Below are 17832 nucleotides of genomic sequence, written 5' to 3'. Positions count from 1 at the left end.
TAATTTCTTCACTACAAAAAAATAGAGATTTTTCCATACTATCAGGGAGACTTAACCTTTAAATCTATATAATCAACTCCCTGTATATTCAGACAGTGGAGTTGATTATCTTAAGGAATAAACATCCAACCTTTAGATGCATTATGAATTCAGCAAGTAATTGTTACCTACTAACTTGCTCCATTGGGCAAAAAAATCCACTTTAAGAATTATAAACAAATAAGCATATGATAAAATTCCTAGAAAAAGATATCCTATTTACTCAGACTCATCTTCATTAGTCTTAGTTAAAATCTCCCGTTGCAACTGAAATTTCCCGATTAACTCCTTCATTAACTGTGCTTGCCCTGACAATTCTTCACTTGTTGCCGCACTTTCTTCTGCATTGGTACTATTTGCACGAACAACTGCGGAAATTTGATCCACCCCATCATTCACCTGCCTTATAAATTCCTGTTGCTCAACACTTGCATCTGCAATGCTTTGAATTGCCTCCGCCGATTTTTCTGATGAAGATATCACTTCATCCAGTGTAGTAGACGTCGTTGAAACAATCTTTAAGCCATTTTCAATTGCTAACAAGGCTTTTTCTATCAAATTAGCTGTATTTTTGGCACTTTCCGCCGACTTGCCTGCGAGATTACGAACTTCATCTGCAACCACTGCAAAACCTTTTCCTGAAGCTCCTGCACGAGCAGCCTCTACCGCTGCATTCAGTGCAAGAATATTGGTTTGGAATGCGATATCGTCAATATTTTTAATTATCTTTCCAATTTCATTGGATGTGTTACTAATTTCATCCATCGCCATTACCATTTCATTCATTTGCGCATAACCTCTCGTTATGGCATCTCTGGAGCCAGCAGAAATTTGCTTAGCTTTTGTAGCATTTTCTGCAGTCTCTTTTGTATGTAGTGCAATTCCAGCAAAGGTTTTGGATAATTCTTCAATAGCATTAGCCTGTTCCGTTACCCCTTGGGAAAGTTCCTGCGCACCACCAGAGAGATGCTCTGACCCATAAGCAACCTGCTCCGATGCTTCATTAATTTGAAGTAATGCTTCGGACATTTTCTCTGCAAACCTTTCGATAGATAGGCCGATACCATTAAAATCTCCTGCATAGTTAATACTTTCCTTCAATAAAAAAAATTGCCATTTGAGAATTCCTTCATCACATTATCAATGTCATAAATCACCATGCCAAAATTATTAATGGTTTGACTAGTAGCGATTGCCAAAGTCTGCAATTCATCTCCTGTATTCATTTTAGGCACAGGAGAATGGAGATCCCCTTGGCACAATAATGTTATTCGTTGTATCATTTTTCTTAAATGCTTGGTAATTTGATTCGCAACCACAAACATAATAATTATTCCTATAATGCCTAGTAGAACACTTATAACATTCATCCTTAGCAGGGAAACTTGCTTATCCTTTTTATACTCATCCAAACGTTCTTCAATATCATCATAATAATTCCCGGTACTAACATACCAACCATAAGGTTCAAACTTTTTTGTATATCCCCTTTTCTTAAAATCTTCATCTTCACCAGGTTTTTTAAAATAATACTCAGTAAAACCTCCTTCCTCATTATTTCCCGCTTTGATAATATTTTGTACAATATTCTGGCCTTTCAAATCTTCTAAATTACTTCGGTTTTTCCCTTCTTGTTCAGGATCCATATGTACGGCACATAATCCGTCTGCCATATCCACCCAAAAATATCCTTCACCGTTGTTATATCTTGTATCTCTTGCGATTTTTTTCGCCGTTTCCATTTCTTCTTCTTTGGTTATTTCACCATCCAAATATCTTTGATGATTCGCCTGCAATGAACCAATAAGGCCTTCCACACTAGTTCTGATAACAGCATCAAACTCATCCTGAACTGCTGCGATTGTGGAGCCGTGAGACTTATTTAGCTCAATAAAAGACACCAAACCTTGGGTAAAAATAGTAATCAGCATTAATAGGCCAAAAAAAACAACAAGTTTCCCTCTCATTTTAAGTTTTTTCAACATTTTTTATCTCCTTGTTAAGTTTAATTTCCTTTTGATTGTTGTTCGTTATCTACCAGACCATATTCATTTTAATTATGCAAAATCTCCCCTTTTCTGTCTTTATAAAATAACATAATTACTTTTGGTGTGATGCGAATACTCTGAAACACGCACGTTAGTCGCCACTAACTCAAGACCATATATATGTTAGTCAAGACTAACATATATATACAAAAAAAGTCAAGTAATTTCTATTACTTAACAAATATTGAAGCTTCCCTTCTCGTTATCATCGATATTCCTTGATTTTTACTAACATAATAGCTCTTTCTATTCCCTTTATTCATTATAATTCTTTTCGTTAACAATTAAGTTCGTATAACTGCTAATATACTTTCAAATACCCTTGATTTTTACAATTCCTAAGTTAAAAAGTTACCTTTCTCGCTACTATTTCTATAGCACTCAGAAAAAATATCATTTGCTTGGCTTGTGAAAAGCGTATAACCATTGGGCGTGATATTATGGAACCATGTCAAACACATTGGTATTAGCCTATATGCAGGTATTTTGTCATGGAAGGAAGGCTATTCTTCTGTTGCAGGACAAGAAAGCAACGAAGCCAATTAAACAGATTGGATACGTACCACAAGCTCGTAAATCCTCCTTTTCCTATACTGTACGAGGTATGATTGTATTTGGAAAAGTAGGTGATAATTCCTATTTTGCAACACCGCTGGCTAAGGGTTACATCGAAGCAGATAAGATAATGGAGCGTATTGGAATTGCTGAGCTTTCTAAAAGACGCTGCAACGAACTTAGCAAAGGCCAGCTTCATGTGGTGTTTATTGCAAGAGCATTGGTAAATTCTCCACAACTTTTAATTTTGGATGAGTCAGAAGCACATTTAGATTTTCGCAACCAGCTACGGCTATAAAACTCATTCATGGTGTGGTTTCCGAGCAAATTATATTCTGCATTATTAACACACATTATCCCAACCACGCAATAAGAATCGCTGACAATTTTTTTGTTAGGTGATACAATACAAATTTGGTTCAACACAGGAAGTAATGACCGAGGAAACTATTAAGGAGTATCTTTCTGTTTATGCACAAAGCCTTTACACAACATACAAGGAAAATGAGATACCTGCATTTGTTTTTTTAGATGAATTATAAATAGAAATTAGTTTAACGGCGGCTTGAAATTCAATCAAGCCGCCGTTAAACTAATTTAGAATATTTTTGCAGGATGTATTAAACAATTTAACCTATGCCATATGATGAACAATTCATTAGTAGCTATTGCCAAAATCTCCAACTCATCCTCTATTCTCGATTCAGGTACATGGAAGGCAGATGCCTTTTCCACAAGAATATTATTCTCTGTGTCATCTTCTTTACATGGTTGGCTATTTATTTCGCAACCACAAAAATAGTCATTCCTACATGTCAGTAATTTTTGTGCATCAGCTATGAGGTAATAAATTCTGCATGTCTTTTAGGCTTATCATCAAAGTTGAAGTATTATGTAACAAGGCTGATGTGGTAGGTCTTATAGCTCCCCCCACACCTAAGACAATAAGATAAGCGTTAATTCCGACAATAGCTGCATAATTATTTTGTATCCTCTTCATTAAATGGTTACTTAACCGTTTTAATGTTACAAGCTCACTAAGGTCATTGGCCGCAATTGTTACGTCGGAAATTTCTTTGGCAATCTCTGCACCGTCTCTTATGGCAATACCTACATCCGCAGCTGATAGCGCCGGAGAGTCATTAATTCCGTCGCCAATCATTATCACACGATTGCCAGATTGCTTTTCTTTCTCTATGAAATTCGCCTTATCCTCTGGCAAAACTTCCGAGTAATACTCATCTACCTCCACTATTTTCGCAACGGCAGCTGCGGTTCGTTCGCTATCTCCAGTCATCATGACAACTTTATTTATCCCTAATTTCCTAAGTGACTTTATTACATCTGGCGCTTCTTCCCTCAAGGGGTCTTCGATACAGATTACAGCAACTAGTTTGTTTTCTATCGCGAGATAAAGGTGGGTATATTCAGCAGAAAGTGCATCAAATTTCTCTTGATTAGATTCATCAATGGTACTACCTTCATCTTCAAATACAAAATGGTGACTGCCTATGACAACCTTTTTGTTGTCAATAGAGGAAACAATTCCATGGGCAACGATATATTCAACCTTGGAATGCATTTCATTATGATCAAGGCCCTTCTTTTTAGCCGCATGAACAACAGCCTTTGCCATAGAATGTGGGAAGTGCTCTTCTAAACAAGCCGCAATTCTTAGCATTTCGTCAGCAGAACTTTCACCAAAAGGAATCACTGCTTTCACTGTTGGTTTAGCCTTTGTTAATGTCCCCGTTTTATCAAACACAATTGTTGTAGCATCGGCTATTGCTTCAAGATATTTACCGCCTTTAATGGTAATTTTATATTTACTGGCTTCCCGAATGGCAGAAAGCACAGAAATTGGCATAGCAAGCTTTAACGCACAAGAGAAATCCACCATTAATACAGACAGCGCTTTTGTAACATTTCTTGTCAATACCCAAACTACTGCCGTACCCAGCAGCGTATAGGGAACAAGTCTATCTGCCAGGTGCTCGGCCTTACTTTCAACCTTCGACTTTAGTTTCTCCGACTCTTCAATCATCTTGACTATTTTTTCATAACGTGTAGCGCCTGATACCGCCTTTACATTTAAAGTGATCTCCCCCTCTTCAACAACAGTTCCAGCATACACGTACCCACCGCATTCTTTTTTAACGGGTAACGCCTCACCTGTTAAACTTGCTTGATTTATCAGTGCCTCACCAGAAATAACATTCCCATCAAAGGGTATCACCGTCCCCATTCGTACAATTACTTGTTCGCCAGGCTGAATGTCTGTAGTATTGACCAAAATCTCTTGTCCGTCTTTAATTAAGCAAACCTTGCTGGTGTTTAAAGACATGCTCCTAGCTAAATCACCCACGGATTTTTTATGTGTCCATTCTTCCATGGTTTCGCCAATACCTAGCAAAAACATGATAGAGCTTGCTGTTTTAAACTCTCCTCTGAAGATAGAAACGCCTATTGCAGTTGCATCTAACACATTAACGTCTAATTGTTTTTTTGCAATAGAGCATAGACCTTTATAGATAAACCTAGCCGCACGTAAGCTTATCCATAATGCCCTTAATTGATAGGGGAGAAATATTTTTGCACCGAAATGAATAATCGTCTTCTGTACTAATCGTTCTTGATACTTGACTGTTAACTTTCTGCCTGAATCCTCAATAGCGGTACTTGGCGATTGAAACTTTGAGTACTGGAACTGTTTTAAAGCATCCAACACACTTTTTCTATTACCGTTGTAGCTAATGACGATACCACAAGTCCGCACATAAATTTTTGTTTCCTTAATATTATGGAATGAACGCAAATAATATTGTAATAAATCTGCCTGTTGAAAGGTCATAATATTCTGCATGAGATGAACACGAATACGCCCTTTCATTTCATGCTGTATTTTAAAATTCATATTCCACCTCCAAAAAAACGGAGCTGTTTTCCTACCAGCTCCGCATAAAAATTACTTTGTAATTATTCTGCTTCATCCGTCTCTTTGTCTTCATCAGACCAATCTTCTTCAAAATCAAACTCGTTTTCAAATCTAGCTTCATTCATTTGATTTGCTTCAGCCAGAATGTCTTCAACGTTCTCCTGAATGCATGTTGTTGTTTTCATAACACAATCCTTTGCACGCAAGGCCGCCGCAACACTGTGGATATACGCCTTCTTGGCATCCCTGCTAGCAAGGATCTTTATACCCGCTGTACCAAACAAAATTCCTCCGACAAAAAAACAAGCATTTTTAACTTTTGAATCATCAAAATCAAACATATAAATCCCTCCATAATTTGTATTCACTTTGCCTACATAACCAATAAATTTATGAATAAAGCAGTTTTATTGGTATTTATTGTAACATTTTAGATTATATTAGCAGTAGTTTTTTGGGTTAGTCAAATATAACTGACACTATTGATATTTTTTATCATTTAACCTTTTCTGGTTATCCACAAAAGTTGGCTTTACCCATCTTTTAAAGCTTCATCTATTAAAAATTTCTTATTATTTATTTCTACCCAAGCAATTTGATGCCCAAAGTATCCAGAGGCGACAAGGCCTGCATAAAGTATTTGCGTACTTTCTTCCATGGTCAGCGCACGGCATGTGCCATCATCCAAGCCAACGACCAACTTCTCTGCCTCATTGCTATCCTTTTTACAATCTAGCTTGAACATTTGCTGATTGTTTATTATGCCGATGTCATCTAATATGCGAATCATACGATATACTGTAGCAATACCAATACTATGATCAATAGCTGTGGCTTTATAGTATACTTCTTTGCAGCTGTAACAACTATTTTCTAACAAAGTATTGATTATAATTTGCCTTTGCTTCGTAATGCGATAGCCTTTCTTTCTGAGGGTATTAAATAGCTTATTTTTTTTAATCTTAATTTCCAGTGATGGCCCCAAAGTCTTTTTTTCAATTTCTGTCTCACTGTTTCTAAACAATTCCACTCTTCCCCTCACCTTTATCTAGAAGTTTTGCTTTAAAATTCTGCGTAATTGAACTTATTGAAAGTCTAAATACTTAAATAACCTTCGTTATACCTAACCAGCCAATTCCATTAATTGCATTTAAAAAGAGACTGCCGGCAAAGGATAAACAGCAGTCTCTTTTGATGAAAGTAATTTCAGCTTATTTACAGTTACAACCATGACTTTTCTGATAATCAGCTTGTTTATGAGAACAACTCGCCCCTGAAGAGCAACCAATACATTTAACGCCCTTCTTTTTCGCTCTCACAATATAAACAATAGCTGTCAGTATAATGATTGCAACAATTCCTAAAACGATGTAATCCATTATATTTCACCTCTATGCTTTCATGGCTTTGTTGCTATCTAATGCATACTCATCAACCTTATTTTCACCTTTTTTTGCCAGATAAATTGCCACAGCAATCAGTACAACTACTGCAATCAATCCACCAACAAATCCTGCTCCAACTGAACCAGTTGTAATTACTGTTCCAATCTGATATACAAGGAAAGCAACCACATATGCAGTACCAAACTGTAGGGCAATACCACCAAACAACCATTTTTTGTCCTGCATTTCCGCATTCATTGCACCAATTGCTGCAAAGCAAGGAGGTGTGAATAAATTAAACATTAAGTAAGATAATGCAGCTACAGAAGTGATTCCCATAACAGAAGCCACATCAACAGCCCCACTGATAAGTGCAAATTCTTCAGTATCAATAAAGTTTGTAATGCCATAAACTACAGCCAGAGTACCAACAACATTTTCTTTTGCAATAAAACCTGTGATTGCTGCAGCAGCAAGCTGCCATACACCAAATCCAAGAGGTATTAAAAGAATTGCAAATGGACTTGCAATGGTTGCCAAGATAGAGGTTGCTTCAGCACCCTCTTCAACAACTTGAAGGCTCCAGTTAAATGTTTGCATAATTTGTACTGCCGCGTTACAAACAAGAATAATGGTAGCTGCTTTGATGATAAAAGCTTTTGCTCTTGCCATCATAGACAGAAATGCTCTTTTGATGCTTGGCACCTTATACTCAGGCAGTTCCAAAATAAAGAATGACTTTCTGAACTTATGCCCAGTTATCTTCTGTACCAAAACTGCACCCAAGAAGATGAGAGCTATACCAATAAAGTACATTAATGTTCCAACCCATGACGCATCTTGAAAGAATACACCAGCAAAAAGGGCAATTACCGGCAGTTTCGCACCACAGGGCATAAAAGGCGTAAGCATTGCTGTCGTTCTTCTTTCACGTTCATTCCTGATGGTTCTGCAAGCCATAACACCAGGAATTGCACAACCAGTACCAATCACCATCGGAATAATAGATTTACCAGAAAGACCAACCTTTTTGAAAAAACGGTCCATTACAACCGCCACACGAGCCATGTAACCACATTCTTCCAACAGTGCAATTAAGAAATACATAACCATTACCAGTGGCAAGAAACCTACAACAGCACCTACACCGCCAATAATACCATCAACAAGTAATGCCTGCACAAATGGGGAGGATCCTTCTACCATTACGCCCACCCAGCCTTGGAATGATTCAATTAATCCTACAAGATAATCTGCAATCATAGGACCAAGATGTGTTTGAGAAATAGAAAATACAGCCCACATTGCTAACACAAAGAAAGGAATTCCGAACCATTTATGCGCAAGAACCGCATCAATTTTATCTTGTGTGTTTTTTTCACTGGTAATAACTTTCCTTTTTTCTACTTTTGAAACAATACCATTTACAAAGGTAAAACGCTTTCTATCTGCAGCTTCTACAGCCTCTTTGCTATGTAAATCAATCGCTCCTTGTGTATAAGGTGCTTTCTGCACTTTACCACAAACGGAAACTGCTTTATTTACGAGTTCTTGTAATCCATTGCCAGATGATTCTGTAGAAATTGTTTCTACCACCGTACATCCAAGGTGCTTCGATAACTCTTCTACATCAATTTTTGTTCCTTTTTTCTTATTTATGTCGCTTTTATTTAGTGCAACAACAAGTGGTATGCCAAGTTCCAGTAGTTGAGTTGTGAAGAAAAGGCTACGGCTTAAATTGGTTGCATCCACAATATTGATTATGACATCCGGTTTTTCATTTTTTACATAAGCACTTGTTATACTTTCCTCTGACGTAAATGGCGACATAGAATATGCACCGGGTAAGTCCACAGCAATGATTGATTCTTCATTGCCGTTTACAAAAGACTTTTTGATTTGACTTTCCTTTTTGTCAACAGTAACACCTGCCCAGTTGCCAACACGCTCTGTCCTGCCTGTCAATGCATTATAAAGTGTAGTTTTACCGCTATTGGGATTTCCTGTAAGTGCGATTCTCATTATTCTCTCTCCTTACTTAATTAACCTTATTTCTAAAAATTACTTTATGCATTATGTTAATGATACTTTTATGAAATCATAATTGCTTGCGCTAGGTCGTGATCAATATTATAACGACCATCTTTTATGGCAACTACATAGTTACCACTTATCTTGGAAACTAAAGTAATCTCTTCTCCAGAATAGCAGCCCAAGGTGAAAAGAAAGCTATTTAATTCTTCATCATCTGTCTCAATTCTAGATATAATATATTTTTTCCCAAACATCGCCTTTGTTAAAGTCATTTTTTCACCTTCCTTAAGTGATACTATGTTTTTTGTTAGTTAGTGTTAACTAATCATAGTATAAACTAACACCTTTGTCAATAGTTTTAAAGAAGATTGCCTTGATGTGAAAAATCAATATCGTTTTCAAAAGCAAATGAACTACTTGTTCAATGCAGCAAACCCTTTGATACTTTGATAATAAAAAAATATTTGAATCAAACTTTTAAGCATATCTAATCAAATGCACCTAATTGTCTTTCTTCCGTTCTCTTTTCATAAAGTTTCTAGGCAGTCATGTTTATAGTTTTCTATGCCTTTCCACTTACATAAATCCTTCATAATTTTCTGTGTAATTTAATCAGGCTCCGCAAAAGGTGAAGCCACCCTAAGTTATTGTTTGTTCAGTGGGGGTTGTATCTTTACCACAAGCAAGTTTGCCAAAAATCCTGAAAGTCAATTTTAAACAAAATCCCAAGGTGTATACCACCTCGCCCTGCTTGCCACGTCCCTTCATCATTAATAGTGCTAATGTAACACAATTTCTTTTAAAAGCCTTGACTGCTACGTAACGTTATAGTTTATAATAGGAGAAAATAAAATACCATGTGTAATTTTGGAGGATTTTTATGAGTAAAGCATTGGTTGTATACTATTCTTATTCAAACTCAACAAAAAATTTAGCGGAAAGTATAGCACTCCTTACGGAAGGAGATATTAGAGAGCTGATTCCGGAAAAACCTTATTCATTTTCTTACAACGGTGCAACAAAGGAAGTTCGTAATGAAATTGAAAGAGGATACTGCCCTAAATTGGTGTCTGGAAATGAACCTAAAAACAATTATGAATATATTTTTATTGGAACACCTAACTGGTTCAAATCATTTGCACCACCCATATTGAGCTTCTTGCGAAGTGTCGATTTAAGCGATAAAATAATCATTCCTTTTTGTACCCATGGTGGCGGTGGGTTTGGACAAATAGAAACCAATATATTTAAGGAATGTCCTAACTCAAAGCTAATATCGGGATTTGATACAACAAGTGACTTTCATGATACACAAGTCGAAACCTGGCTTGACAATATAGGACTTTTAGCATAAACAAAGTCAAGAGTATCAATATGTTATGAGGAGGATATGTATAAAGTGCGAAAACAGTATTATACAGTGAACGATATAACCAAAATAACAGGGATTACACGGCGAACACTACATTACTATGATGAAATAGGTTTGTTAAAACCATCAAATCAATCATCTCATGGTTATCGCCTGTATGATACGAAGGATTTTGAAAGGTTACAAGTCATACTTTTTTTAAAAGAAATGGATTTGCCCTTAAAAGATATATCCCGTACTTTGCAATTATCAAAAGAAGAGCAAAATAAAATTATGAAGCAGCACTATGAAATTTTATCAAGAAAAAAACAGAAATTAGAAAAAATGATGTCAAACTTAGAAAGCTACTTGGCAGGTAAAGATATATTTGATTTAGACATATTTGAAGGTACAAGTGTTCTTCCCATTAAAGAGCAATACATGAGAGAAGCAAAATTTGCTTACGGTGAAACAGAAAAATTTAAAGAGTATGAGAAAAACTTAGCTCATTTAACTAGTGAGGAAAAAGTTAAGCTATTTGCTGCGTTTGATGAAAAAATGAAAATGCTATTTCAATTATTTTCAGAACATATGAAAGAGTCTCCAACTTCAGAAAATGTACAGATTATTGTCAAACAATTTATAGACAACTTTCAGGACTTTTTTGCTTGTGACAATGAAATACTGAAATGTATTGCAAATACTTATAAGTTTGATAATAGATTTAAAACGTATATAAACCAATTTAGCGATGAGGATTTGAGTGACTTTCTTTACAGGGCTATCGTTTTCTATTGTGATGGGAATTGATACTATGTCTGCATCTAACATTGAAAAAGCCGAGAGTGTGAAATAATTTATGCAAATTAGCCTCTATGATTTTGTGTGGCATGAGTGCTTGGATATCCAGTACTCATGCCTCGTGTTCAATATAAATTATGTTTCATAGGCTCAAAGTTGATGGATCTATAATACCTGCTTTGAATGCTTCTTCAAATACTTAAAGAAAGAAAAAGCCGCTCGGAAAAACTACCCTCTTTCTAAGAGTTGCAATTATCCATATTTTAATATATTGAAGGTTTATTCAACCCCAAGAGGCCACATAGAGCTCTTGGAATGTTAACTCCCAACGAAAAGAGAACCGCTCCTGAAATAGTCATACTAAAAAAGGGGTCGCTCCCACTTCAGACAAACCATATCAACCAGTTGTTTTCCATCTTCAAACATTGGGTGGTCATAGTTATCTATAAAAAAATTTACTATTCAATGCGATTCTGAAAAACCACATTTTTTTAATAAAAAATAAGTTTTGCAATCAGTGTAAGGTGCAAACAGGAACACTATCAGGCTTTTTAATTTTCACACTTTAAGCATGCGATACCCTATACCCACATGGGTTTGAATATATTTGGGTTCCGCAGTATCCTTTTCAATTTTTTTACGCAATGTTGCCATAAATACTCGCAATGACGCAATATCCGAATCAAAACTGGTCCCCCACACTAATTTAGTAATATAGGTATGCGTAAGAACCCTACCCACATTGTAGGAAAGTAAGCTAATCAGTTTGTATTCCATGGGAGTTAAGTGTATTTCTTTTTCCTCAAGGTATACACAGCCTGCATTGTAGTCAATACTGAGCTCTCCATTTTTAAAGATAGGTGCCTCCGTTTTTTCATAGTTAACACGACGAAGTGCTACACGCAATCTAGCCAACAGTTCCTCCACAGAAAAAGGCTTTGTAAGGTAATCATCAGCACCAGCATCAAGAGCTTCTATTTTGTCACTATCCTCACTTCTTGCACTAATGACGATAATAGGGGTTATTGACCATAAACGAATCTTTTTAATCAAATTCACTCCGTCTATATCAGGTAAACCTAAATCAAGAAAAATAACGTCTGGATTATGAGAGGTTACCTGTAAAACAGCGCTTTCTCCATTATTAGCCGTTAAAAATTTATAATTATGTGTTTCCAACGTGGTTGAAATTAAATTTCTCACTGCGTTATCATCCTCAACCACCAAAATCAAATTTTTATTCACTTTGTAAAACCTCCTCATAGGGAATTGTAAAATGAAATACAGCTCCCTTTGGTTTGTTATCCATTACTTTTATCTCTCCGCCATGTGCCGCTATAATTGATTTGCAAAGGGCAAGTCCAAGACCCATACTTCTATGGCTATCTACAATTTTAGTATTTACTGTATAAAACATATCAAAAATCCTGGACTTTTCTTCATCAGATATTCCGTCACCGTTATCAGCTATCTCCAAAATTACAAAGCCATTTGCTTTTTTTGCTGTGATTTTTATCTCTGAGCCTTTGGGGGTATATTTAATTGCATTGTCCACAATATTAATCAGAACTTGAATGATCAGTCTTCCATCCATTTTTGCAAGAAGAACTTCATCGCTTTTTTCAAAAACAATATGATGCTCATTTTTCTTTCGATTTACATGTTTAAGTGCTTCAACAACCACATCTTCCACGAGTTCTGTGGTACAACCCAACTTCATAGAGCCATCTTCGATTTTAGTTACTGATAAAAGATTTTCCACAAGGTTAATAAGCCACATGGAATCATCGTAAATATCAAGATAAATTTGTTGCTTCCGTTCAACTGCCATAACATTTTCACTTACAATTAAAACATTGGCGTTGCCAGAAATAGATGTAAGTGGAGTTCTCAAATCATGGGATATAGAGCGTAATAAATTAGCTCTTAACTGTTCATTTTTAGCAAGTACAGCCGCATTCTCCCGTTCCTTATTTGCCCTTTGGTTTTCTAAAGCAAGTGCACACTCTCCTAACATTGACAGCATAATGCTATGCTCAAAGGATTGAAGAGGATGATCTTCTAGGGCTATACCTACAACCCCATACACAATTTCGTTCATTCTTACTGCAAGATAATAACATTTAGCGCTACTTAATGTATTGGTGGTAGCTCCTGCATGCTTATTATTTTTAAGAACCCACTTTGCAACAGCCAGCTCATTTTGTAATAAATAGTTTTCATCATCAGAAACCCTGTCGAAAAAAGTAATGGGCTTACCCAAGTCCCCATCACTAACAGGATGAAACACAATATCCTTTTCAATAAGCTTTGAAAGCTGTTTACAGGTAACTTCAATTATTTTTTCCTTGCTTTCTGTCTTCTGTAAAAGTTGGTTTGTCTCCAGAAGAATTTTCGTTCTGTATGCCGTCTGTGCCGATTGTTTTGCCTGCTGTTTCAACTTTGTGGCAAGGGTACTTGTAATAAATGCTGCTATAAACATAATGACAAAAGTAACTGGATAGCCAGCATCAGTAGCATTTAAAGTGAATCTTGGGGCAGTAAAAAAATAGTTGAATAAAAGCACACTGACTACAGACGAAAAAAGGCTGTATAGTCTGTGATTGGTAAAAACAGAGATTAGTAGCACGCTTAGAATATATGCCATAATCATATTGGCTTCCGAAAAAGCCAGATGGTAAAAGAAAAATCCTATGATGGTTGCTGCCGCCAAAAGAAGAACTGCTTTTACCATGTCATAAAGATGAACCTTAGAACTATTCTTCGGTCTTTGAGATTTGTATGGGGGCGTTTGTTTATCTGGGATAATATAAATATCAAGATTAGGAGCAATTTCAGTCAATTTTTCCGTAAGTGTGGGCTTGCTCCAAAAATATTTCCTCGTAGCATTATTTCTCCCAAGAACAATTTTTGAAACTCCCGAAAGCCTTGCAAATTCTGAAATTTGATATGCTACATCATCTCCCTGTGCCGTTTCTACTGTAGCTCCCAATTGCTCGGCAAGATGGATATTTTTACGAAGCCGTTCTTTGTTCTCGTTACTCATCAAAGGAAAAACCGAGGTTTCAACAAATAGTGCCGTAAAAGTACCCTTAAAAGCATTGCACATTCTTGCTGCCGTTCTGATAATTTTGGCATTGGTAGGAGATGAGGAAAGACATACTAAAATGTGCTCATCGGTATAATACTCGCTTTTCCCCTGCACCCTTATTTTTTCAGATATGATATTAACTCTGTCAGCACATCTTCTAAGGGCTATTTCTCTAAGCGCCGTTAAATTTTTAATATCAAAAAAACTTGAAAGTGCTTTTTGCGCCTGTTTTTCTTTATAAATTTTACCCTCTTTTAAACGGTTAATCAGCTCATAAGGCTCTATATCCACAAGTTCTACTTGGGATGCATTATCAAAAACAAAATCCGGTATTCTCTCTCGCACCACAATTCCTGTGATGGATACTACAATATCATTGAGACTCTCAATATGTTGCACATTGACCGTTGTATAAACATCAATACCGTTTCGCAAAAGCTCATCAATATCCTGATATCTTTTTGCATGGCGGCTCCCCTGTACATTGGTATGGGCAAGCTCGTCAACTAAAATAAGTTTTGGCTTTCTGGCAAGGGCTAAATCTATATCAAATTCCTTTAAGGACAGCCCTTTATACTCCATTGGTTTTACTTCAAGCTGCTCCAATCCGTTTAACAGCACCGTTGTTTCCGCCCGCTCATGAGACTCCACATAACCTACTACTACATCAACGCCACGCCTTTTTGCACCATGTGCTGCCTTTAGCATCGCATAGGTTTTCCCCACACCTGCTGCATAACCAAAGAAAATTTTCAGATGCCCTCTACGAGGAATAGAAGTTGCTTCTTCCATAAATTCTCTTCCTTTCTATTTTTACAATAAGAATCTCTATAATCGGTAGTTTTTGCAAAGCAATTAGAGGTATCCCTATATGATACCTCTAGTTTTTTAATGCTTTATATTCTGTACAAGACCCATTTCCTTTGCAATAGCAAGATTTACTTTAAGTACATTTACAGTATTCTCCCCAAAGATGCCAACGGTTTTTTTCGTTGTATTCACGATGACAATTTTCTCTAATTTTTCTATACTAATACCCGAAGCCTTTGCAATGCTTTCAAGTTGAATTTCAGCAGCTTGTGGTGAAATATGAGGGTCAAGTCCCGACCCTGATGCAGTCAATAAGTCCGTTGGAATATCTTCCATTTTGATAGACGGATTTTTCTCTAAAAAGCTTTCCATATCTTTTTTGACTCTTTCTACAAGCTGTGGGTTACTCGGTGCAAAATTCTGAGAACCAGAGCCTACGGTAGAGTAACTGCCCCTTTCCAAGTCCTCCTTGGTATAAGTGTTGTAACTTACCGTAGAGGGACGGCATTTCAAAAAATAATCCTTTGTAAAATCCTGCCCAATTAGCTCAGACCCTATTACCTTGCCGTCTGCTGAGATTAGGCTACCATTTGCCTGATGAGGGAAGACCACCTGTGCTACACCAGTCATCAAAAGGGGATAGCCCAAACCGCAAATGAAAAGTAACACAAGAGAAACCAATACACCTTTTCTAATATAATATACGAAGCCATTCATATATAAAAACCCCCTTAAAGTCCTAAAAACATTAGTAGTGGATTTACAATTATATCAATTATTTTAATTCCGATAAATGGCGTGATAATCCCCCCCAGCCCAAACAAAAGCAAATTACGAATAAGCATTTTATCTGCGGACATAGGCCTATATTTTACACCTTTCATGGCAAGAGGAATCAGGCAGGGGATAATAATTGCATTGAATATCAGTGCCGATAAAATAGCACTTTGAGGTGTTGAAAGTCCCATAATATTCAGTACCGAAAGCTCTGGTATTGCCACCATAAACATAGCTGGGATAATGGCGAAATACTTGGCAATATCGTTTGCCATAGAAAAGGTTGTAAGGCTTCCTCTGGTTATTAGCATTTGTTTTCCAATCTCCACAACCTCAAGAATTTTTGTGGGGTCAGAGTCCAAATCCACCATGTTTGCCGCTTCCTTTGCAGCTGTGGTGCCACTGTTCATGGCAAGACCAACATTAGCCTGGGCAAGAGCGGGTGCATCATTGGTGCCGTCACCTGTCATCGCTACAATTTTTCCTCGTGCTTGCTCTTTCAGAATAATTTCAATTTTATCCTCAGGCTTACACTCGGCAACAAAATCGTCTACACCTGCCTCACCTGCAATGGTAGCAGCAGTTAGGGGGTTGTCACCCGTACACATAATGGTATGAATACCAATGGCACGCAATCTTTCAAAACGCTCCTTCATCCCCGGTTTTACGGTATCTTTCAGATATATAACACCTAAGACCTGGTGGTTTTGGCAAACCGTAAGAGGAGTCCCGCCCAATGATGATATTTCCACAGTGATTTTTTGTATATCAGCTGGTATTTCTCCACCTATAGAATTTATGTAACCTAAAATGGAGTCAGTCGCCCCCTTTCGTATTTTTGTTCCATCCTTGAGATCTAAACCACTCATTCTTGTCTGTGCAGAAAACTCTATGATGCTAGCACTCTCAACCTCGGGAAGTGGAAATCCTAACTGTTTTGCCAAATCCAAAGTGGATTTGCCCTCTGGGGTTTGGTCATAAAGGGAAGCAATCATAGAAGCTTTGACCAGTTCATGTTTATCCACTCCACTTACAGGATAAAACTCCGCCGCAAGCCGATTACCGAAGGTGATGGTGCCTGTTTTATCCAAAATCATAGTATCCACATCGCCACAGGCTTCTACAGCTTTGCCGGACATTGCAATAACATTAAATCTTGTAACTCTGTCCATACCAGCAATACCAATTGCAGACAAGAGGCCACCAATGGTAGTTGGGATAAGACAAACCCCAAGAGCAATGAGTGTAGAAACAGGTAAGGAAACACCGCTGTATACCCCGATTGGGTAAAGAGTAACTATGACAATCATAAAAATAATAGTAAGAGAAACCAAAAGTGTATTTAATGCAATTTCATTTGGTGTTTTTTTTCGGCTGGCACCCTCAACAAGGGCGATCATCTTATCCAAAAAGCTGTTGCCTGCCTCACAGGTGATACGGATTTTCAGATAATCACTCACTACAGTGGTACCACCAGTCACGCTACAAAAGTCGCCGCCACTTTCACGTACTACTGGTGCAGACTCACCTGTAATGGCCGATTCATCCACGCTGGCAACACCTTCGATGACCTCACCGTCATTTGGGATAAGCTCTCCTGCCGAAACAATAACGATATCCCCTTTTTTAAGCTCAGAGGAATTGATGATTGTTTCTTCTCCGTTTTCAGAGATTAATCTTGCTTTGGTATCCTTTTGGGTTTTTTTAAGAGATGCCGCTTGCGCCTTACCCCTGCCCTCTGCCACCGCTTCCGCAAAGTTAGCAAAGAGAACTGTAACAAAAAGTATAATACATACAATAATGTTGTAGCTTCTTAAATACTCGCTGTTTTGTTCAAATAGGGACGGAAAGAGAGAGAGCAAAAGAGTAATGAAAACCCCAATCTCCACCACAAACATCACGGGATTTTTCATCATGTATACTGGATTCAGCTTAATTACAGAATCCTTTATTGCCTCTTTCAGTATGCTTTCATTTATAATTTTTTTTGTTTTTATATTCATAAA

The 17832-nt window shown here is 37.1% G+C and carries 15 protein-coding genes; 3 read left to right on the top strand and 12 right to left on the bottom strand.

Annotated elements, in window-relative coordinates; all coding sequences use genetic code 11:
• Positions 1–258: 258 nt before the first annotated feature.
• Together RBQ60_RS08050 and RBQ60_RS08045 are read right to left on the bottom strand one after the other, a co-directional pair.
• Entirely contained in the window at positions 259–1140 is an 882-nt protein-coding gene (locus tag RBQ60_RS08050; protein ID WP_307883197.1) for a methyl-accepting chemotaxis protein, read from the bottom strand.
• Positions 1137–2024: a cache domain-containing protein gene (locus RBQ60_RS08045; RefSeq protein WP_307883196.1), complete on the bottom strand. Its 888-nt coding sequence runs from the start codon at positions 2022–2024 to the stop codon at positions 1137–1139. The genes RBQ60_RS08050 and RBQ60_RS08045 overlap by 4 nt, the downstream gene beginning before the upstream one ends.
• A gap of 577 nt (positions 2025–2601) precedes the next feature.
• On the opposite strand from RBQ60_RS08045, the gene RBQ60_RS08040 reads away from it, so the two are divergent.
• The gene (locus RBQ60_RS08040; RefSeq protein ID WP_307883195.1) at positions 2602–2940 is read left to right on the top strand and encodes an ATP-binding cassette domain-containing protein; all 339 of its coding nucleotides are present in this window, start codon (positions 2602–2604) and stop codon (positions 2938–2940) included.
• Positions 2941–3474: 534 nt separating this feature from the next.
• On the opposite strand, the gene RBQ60_RS08035 is transcribed toward RBQ60_RS08040, so the two are convergent.
• The 6 genes from RBQ60_RS08035 to RBQ60_RS08010 all read right to left on the bottom strand — a co-directional run bounded on the left by RBQ60_RS08035 (position 3475) and on the right by RBQ60_RS08010 (position 9268).
• Entirely contained in the window at positions 3475–5556 is a 2082-nt protein-coding gene (locus RBQ60_RS08035) for a heavy metal translocating P-type ATPase (RefSeq protein ID WP_307883194.1), read from the bottom strand.
• A gap of 62 nt (positions 5557–5618) precedes the next feature.
• Positions 5619–5918 (bottom strand): DUF6110 family protein, encoded by a 300-nt coding sequence (locus RBQ60_RS08030; RefSeq protein WP_307883193.1) that lies wholly within the window; start codon positions 5916–5918, stop codon positions 5619–5621.
• Between the two features lie 191 nt (positions 5919–6109).
• Positions 6110–6607 (bottom strand): transcriptional repressor, encoded by a 498-nt coding sequence (locus RBQ60_RS08025; protein WP_307883192.1) that lies wholly within the window; start codon positions 6605–6607, stop codon positions 6110–6112.
• Between the two features lie 181 nt (positions 6608–6788).
• Positions 6789–6956, bottom strand: a complete 168-nt coding sequence (locus RBQ60_RS08020) for a FeoB-associated Cys-rich membrane protein (RefSeq protein ID WP_307883191.1) — start codon at positions 6954–6956, stop codon at positions 6789–6791.
• Between the two features lie 12 nt (positions 6957–6968).
• Positions 6969–8984: a ferrous iron transporter B gene (gene feoB / locus RBQ60_RS08015; protein ID WP_307883190.1), complete on the bottom strand. Its 2016-nt coding sequence runs from the start codon at positions 8982–8984 to the stop codon at positions 6969–6971.
• A gap of 68 nt (positions 8985–9052) precedes the next feature.
• Positions 9053–9268, bottom strand: coding sequence for a FeoA family protein (locus RBQ60_RS08010; RefSeq protein ID WP_307883189.1), 216 nt, complete (start codon positions 9266–9268; stop codon positions 9053–9055).
• Positions 9269–9876: 608 nt separating this feature from the next.
• Between RBQ60_RS08010 and RBQ60_RS08005 the strand changes: the two genes are divergently transcribed.
• Together RBQ60_RS08005 and RBQ60_RS08000 are read left to right on the top strand one after the other, a co-directional pair.
• Positions 9877–10350: a flavodoxin gene (locus RBQ60_RS08005; RefSeq protein ID WP_307883188.1), complete on the top strand. Its 474-nt coding sequence runs from the start codon at positions 9877–9879 to the stop codon at positions 10348–10350.
• 36 nt (positions 10351–10386) lie between these two features.
• A complete protein-coding gene (locus tag RBQ60_RS08000) occupies positions 10387–11157 on the top strand; it encodes a MerR family transcriptional regulator (RefSeq protein ID WP_307883187.1) in 771 nt (256 codons plus the stop codon).
• A gap of 549 nt (positions 11158–11706) precedes the next feature.
• On the opposite strand, the gene RBQ60_RS07990 is transcribed toward RBQ60_RS08000, so the two are convergent.
• From RBQ60_RS07990 to kdpB, 4 genes are all read right to left on the bottom strand, one after another.
• A complete protein-coding gene (locus RBQ60_RS07990; RefSeq protein WP_307883186.1) occupies positions 11707–12393 on the bottom strand; it encodes a response regulator in 687 nt (228 codons plus the stop codon).
• Entirely contained in the window at positions 12386–15031 is a 2646-nt protein-coding gene (locus RBQ60_RS07985) for a sensor histidine kinase (RefSeq protein WP_307883185.1), read from the bottom strand. Before RBQ60_RS07985 ends, RBQ60_RS07990 begins: the two co-directional genes overlap by 8 nt.
• Before the next feature lie 96 nt (positions 15032–15127).
• A complete protein-coding gene (locus tag RBQ60_RS07980; RefSeq protein ID WP_307883184.1) occupies positions 15128–15766 on the bottom strand; it encodes a K(+)-transporting ATPase subunit C in 639 nt (212 codons plus the stop codon).
• Between the two features lie 14 nt (positions 15767–15780).
• Complete coding sequence (gene kdpB, locus RBQ60_RS07975) at positions 15781–17829, bottom strand: potassium-transporting ATPase subunit KdpB (protein WP_307883183.1); 2049 nt, start codon at positions 17827–17829, stop codon at positions 15781–15783.
• Between the last annotated feature and the right edge of the window lie 3 nt (positions 17830–17832).

It is taken from the genome of Anaerotignum sp. MB30-C6, assembly GCF_030908465.1.
Classification (GTDB): domain Bacteria; phylum Bacillota; class Clostridia; order Lachnospirales; family Anaerotignaceae; genus Chakrabartyella.
Note: the sequence above shows the minus strand (reverse complement) of the source record. Positions and strands in the feature narration are given on the sequence as shown.

Bases quoted from the DNA above. Each gene is read 5' to 3' on its own strand.
- RBQ60_RS08035 (WP_307883194.1), bottom strand. From the start codon at position 5,556: ATGAATTTTAAAATACAGCATGAAATGAAAGGGCGTATTCGTGTTCAT.
- RBQ60_RS08005 (WP_307883188.1), top strand. From the start codon at position 9,877: ATGAGTAAAGCATTGGTTGTATACTATTCTTATTCAAACTCAACAAAA.
- RBQ60_RS07985 (WP_307883185.1), bottom strand. From the start codon at position 15,031: ATGGAAGAAGCAACTTCTATTCCTCGTAGAGGGCATCTGAAAATTTTC.
- RBQ60_RS08045 (WP_307883196.1), bottom strand. From the start codon at position 2,024: ATGTTGAAAAAACTTAAAATGAGAGGGAAACTTGTTGTTTTTTTTGGC.
- feoB (WP_307883190.1), bottom strand. From the start codon at position 8,984: ATGAGAATCGCACTTACAGGAAATCCCAATAGCGGTAAAACTACACTT.
- RBQ60_RS08000 (WP_307883187.1), top strand. From the start codon at position 10,387: ATGTATAAAGTGCGAAAACAGTATTATACAGTGAACGATATAACCAAA.
- kdpB (WP_307883183.1), bottom strand. From the start codon at position 17,829: ATGAATATAAAAACAAAAAAAATTATAAATGAAAGCATACTGAAAGAG.
- RBQ60_RS07980 (WP_307883184.1), bottom strand. From the start codon at position 15,766: ATGAATGGCTTCGTATATTATATTAGAAAAGGTGTATTGGTTTCTCTT.
- RBQ60_RS08010 (WP_307883189.1), bottom strand. From the start codon at position 9,268: ATGACTTTAACAAAGGCGATGTTTGGGAAAAAATATATTATATCTAGA.
- RBQ60_RS08020 (WP_307883191.1), bottom strand. From the start codon at position 6,956: ATGGATTACATCGTTTTAGGAATTGTTGCAATCATTATACTGACAGCT.
- RBQ60_RS08030 (WP_307883193.1), bottom strand. From the start codon at position 5,918: ATGTTTGATTTTGATGATTCAAAAGTTAAAAATGCTTGTTTTTTTGTC.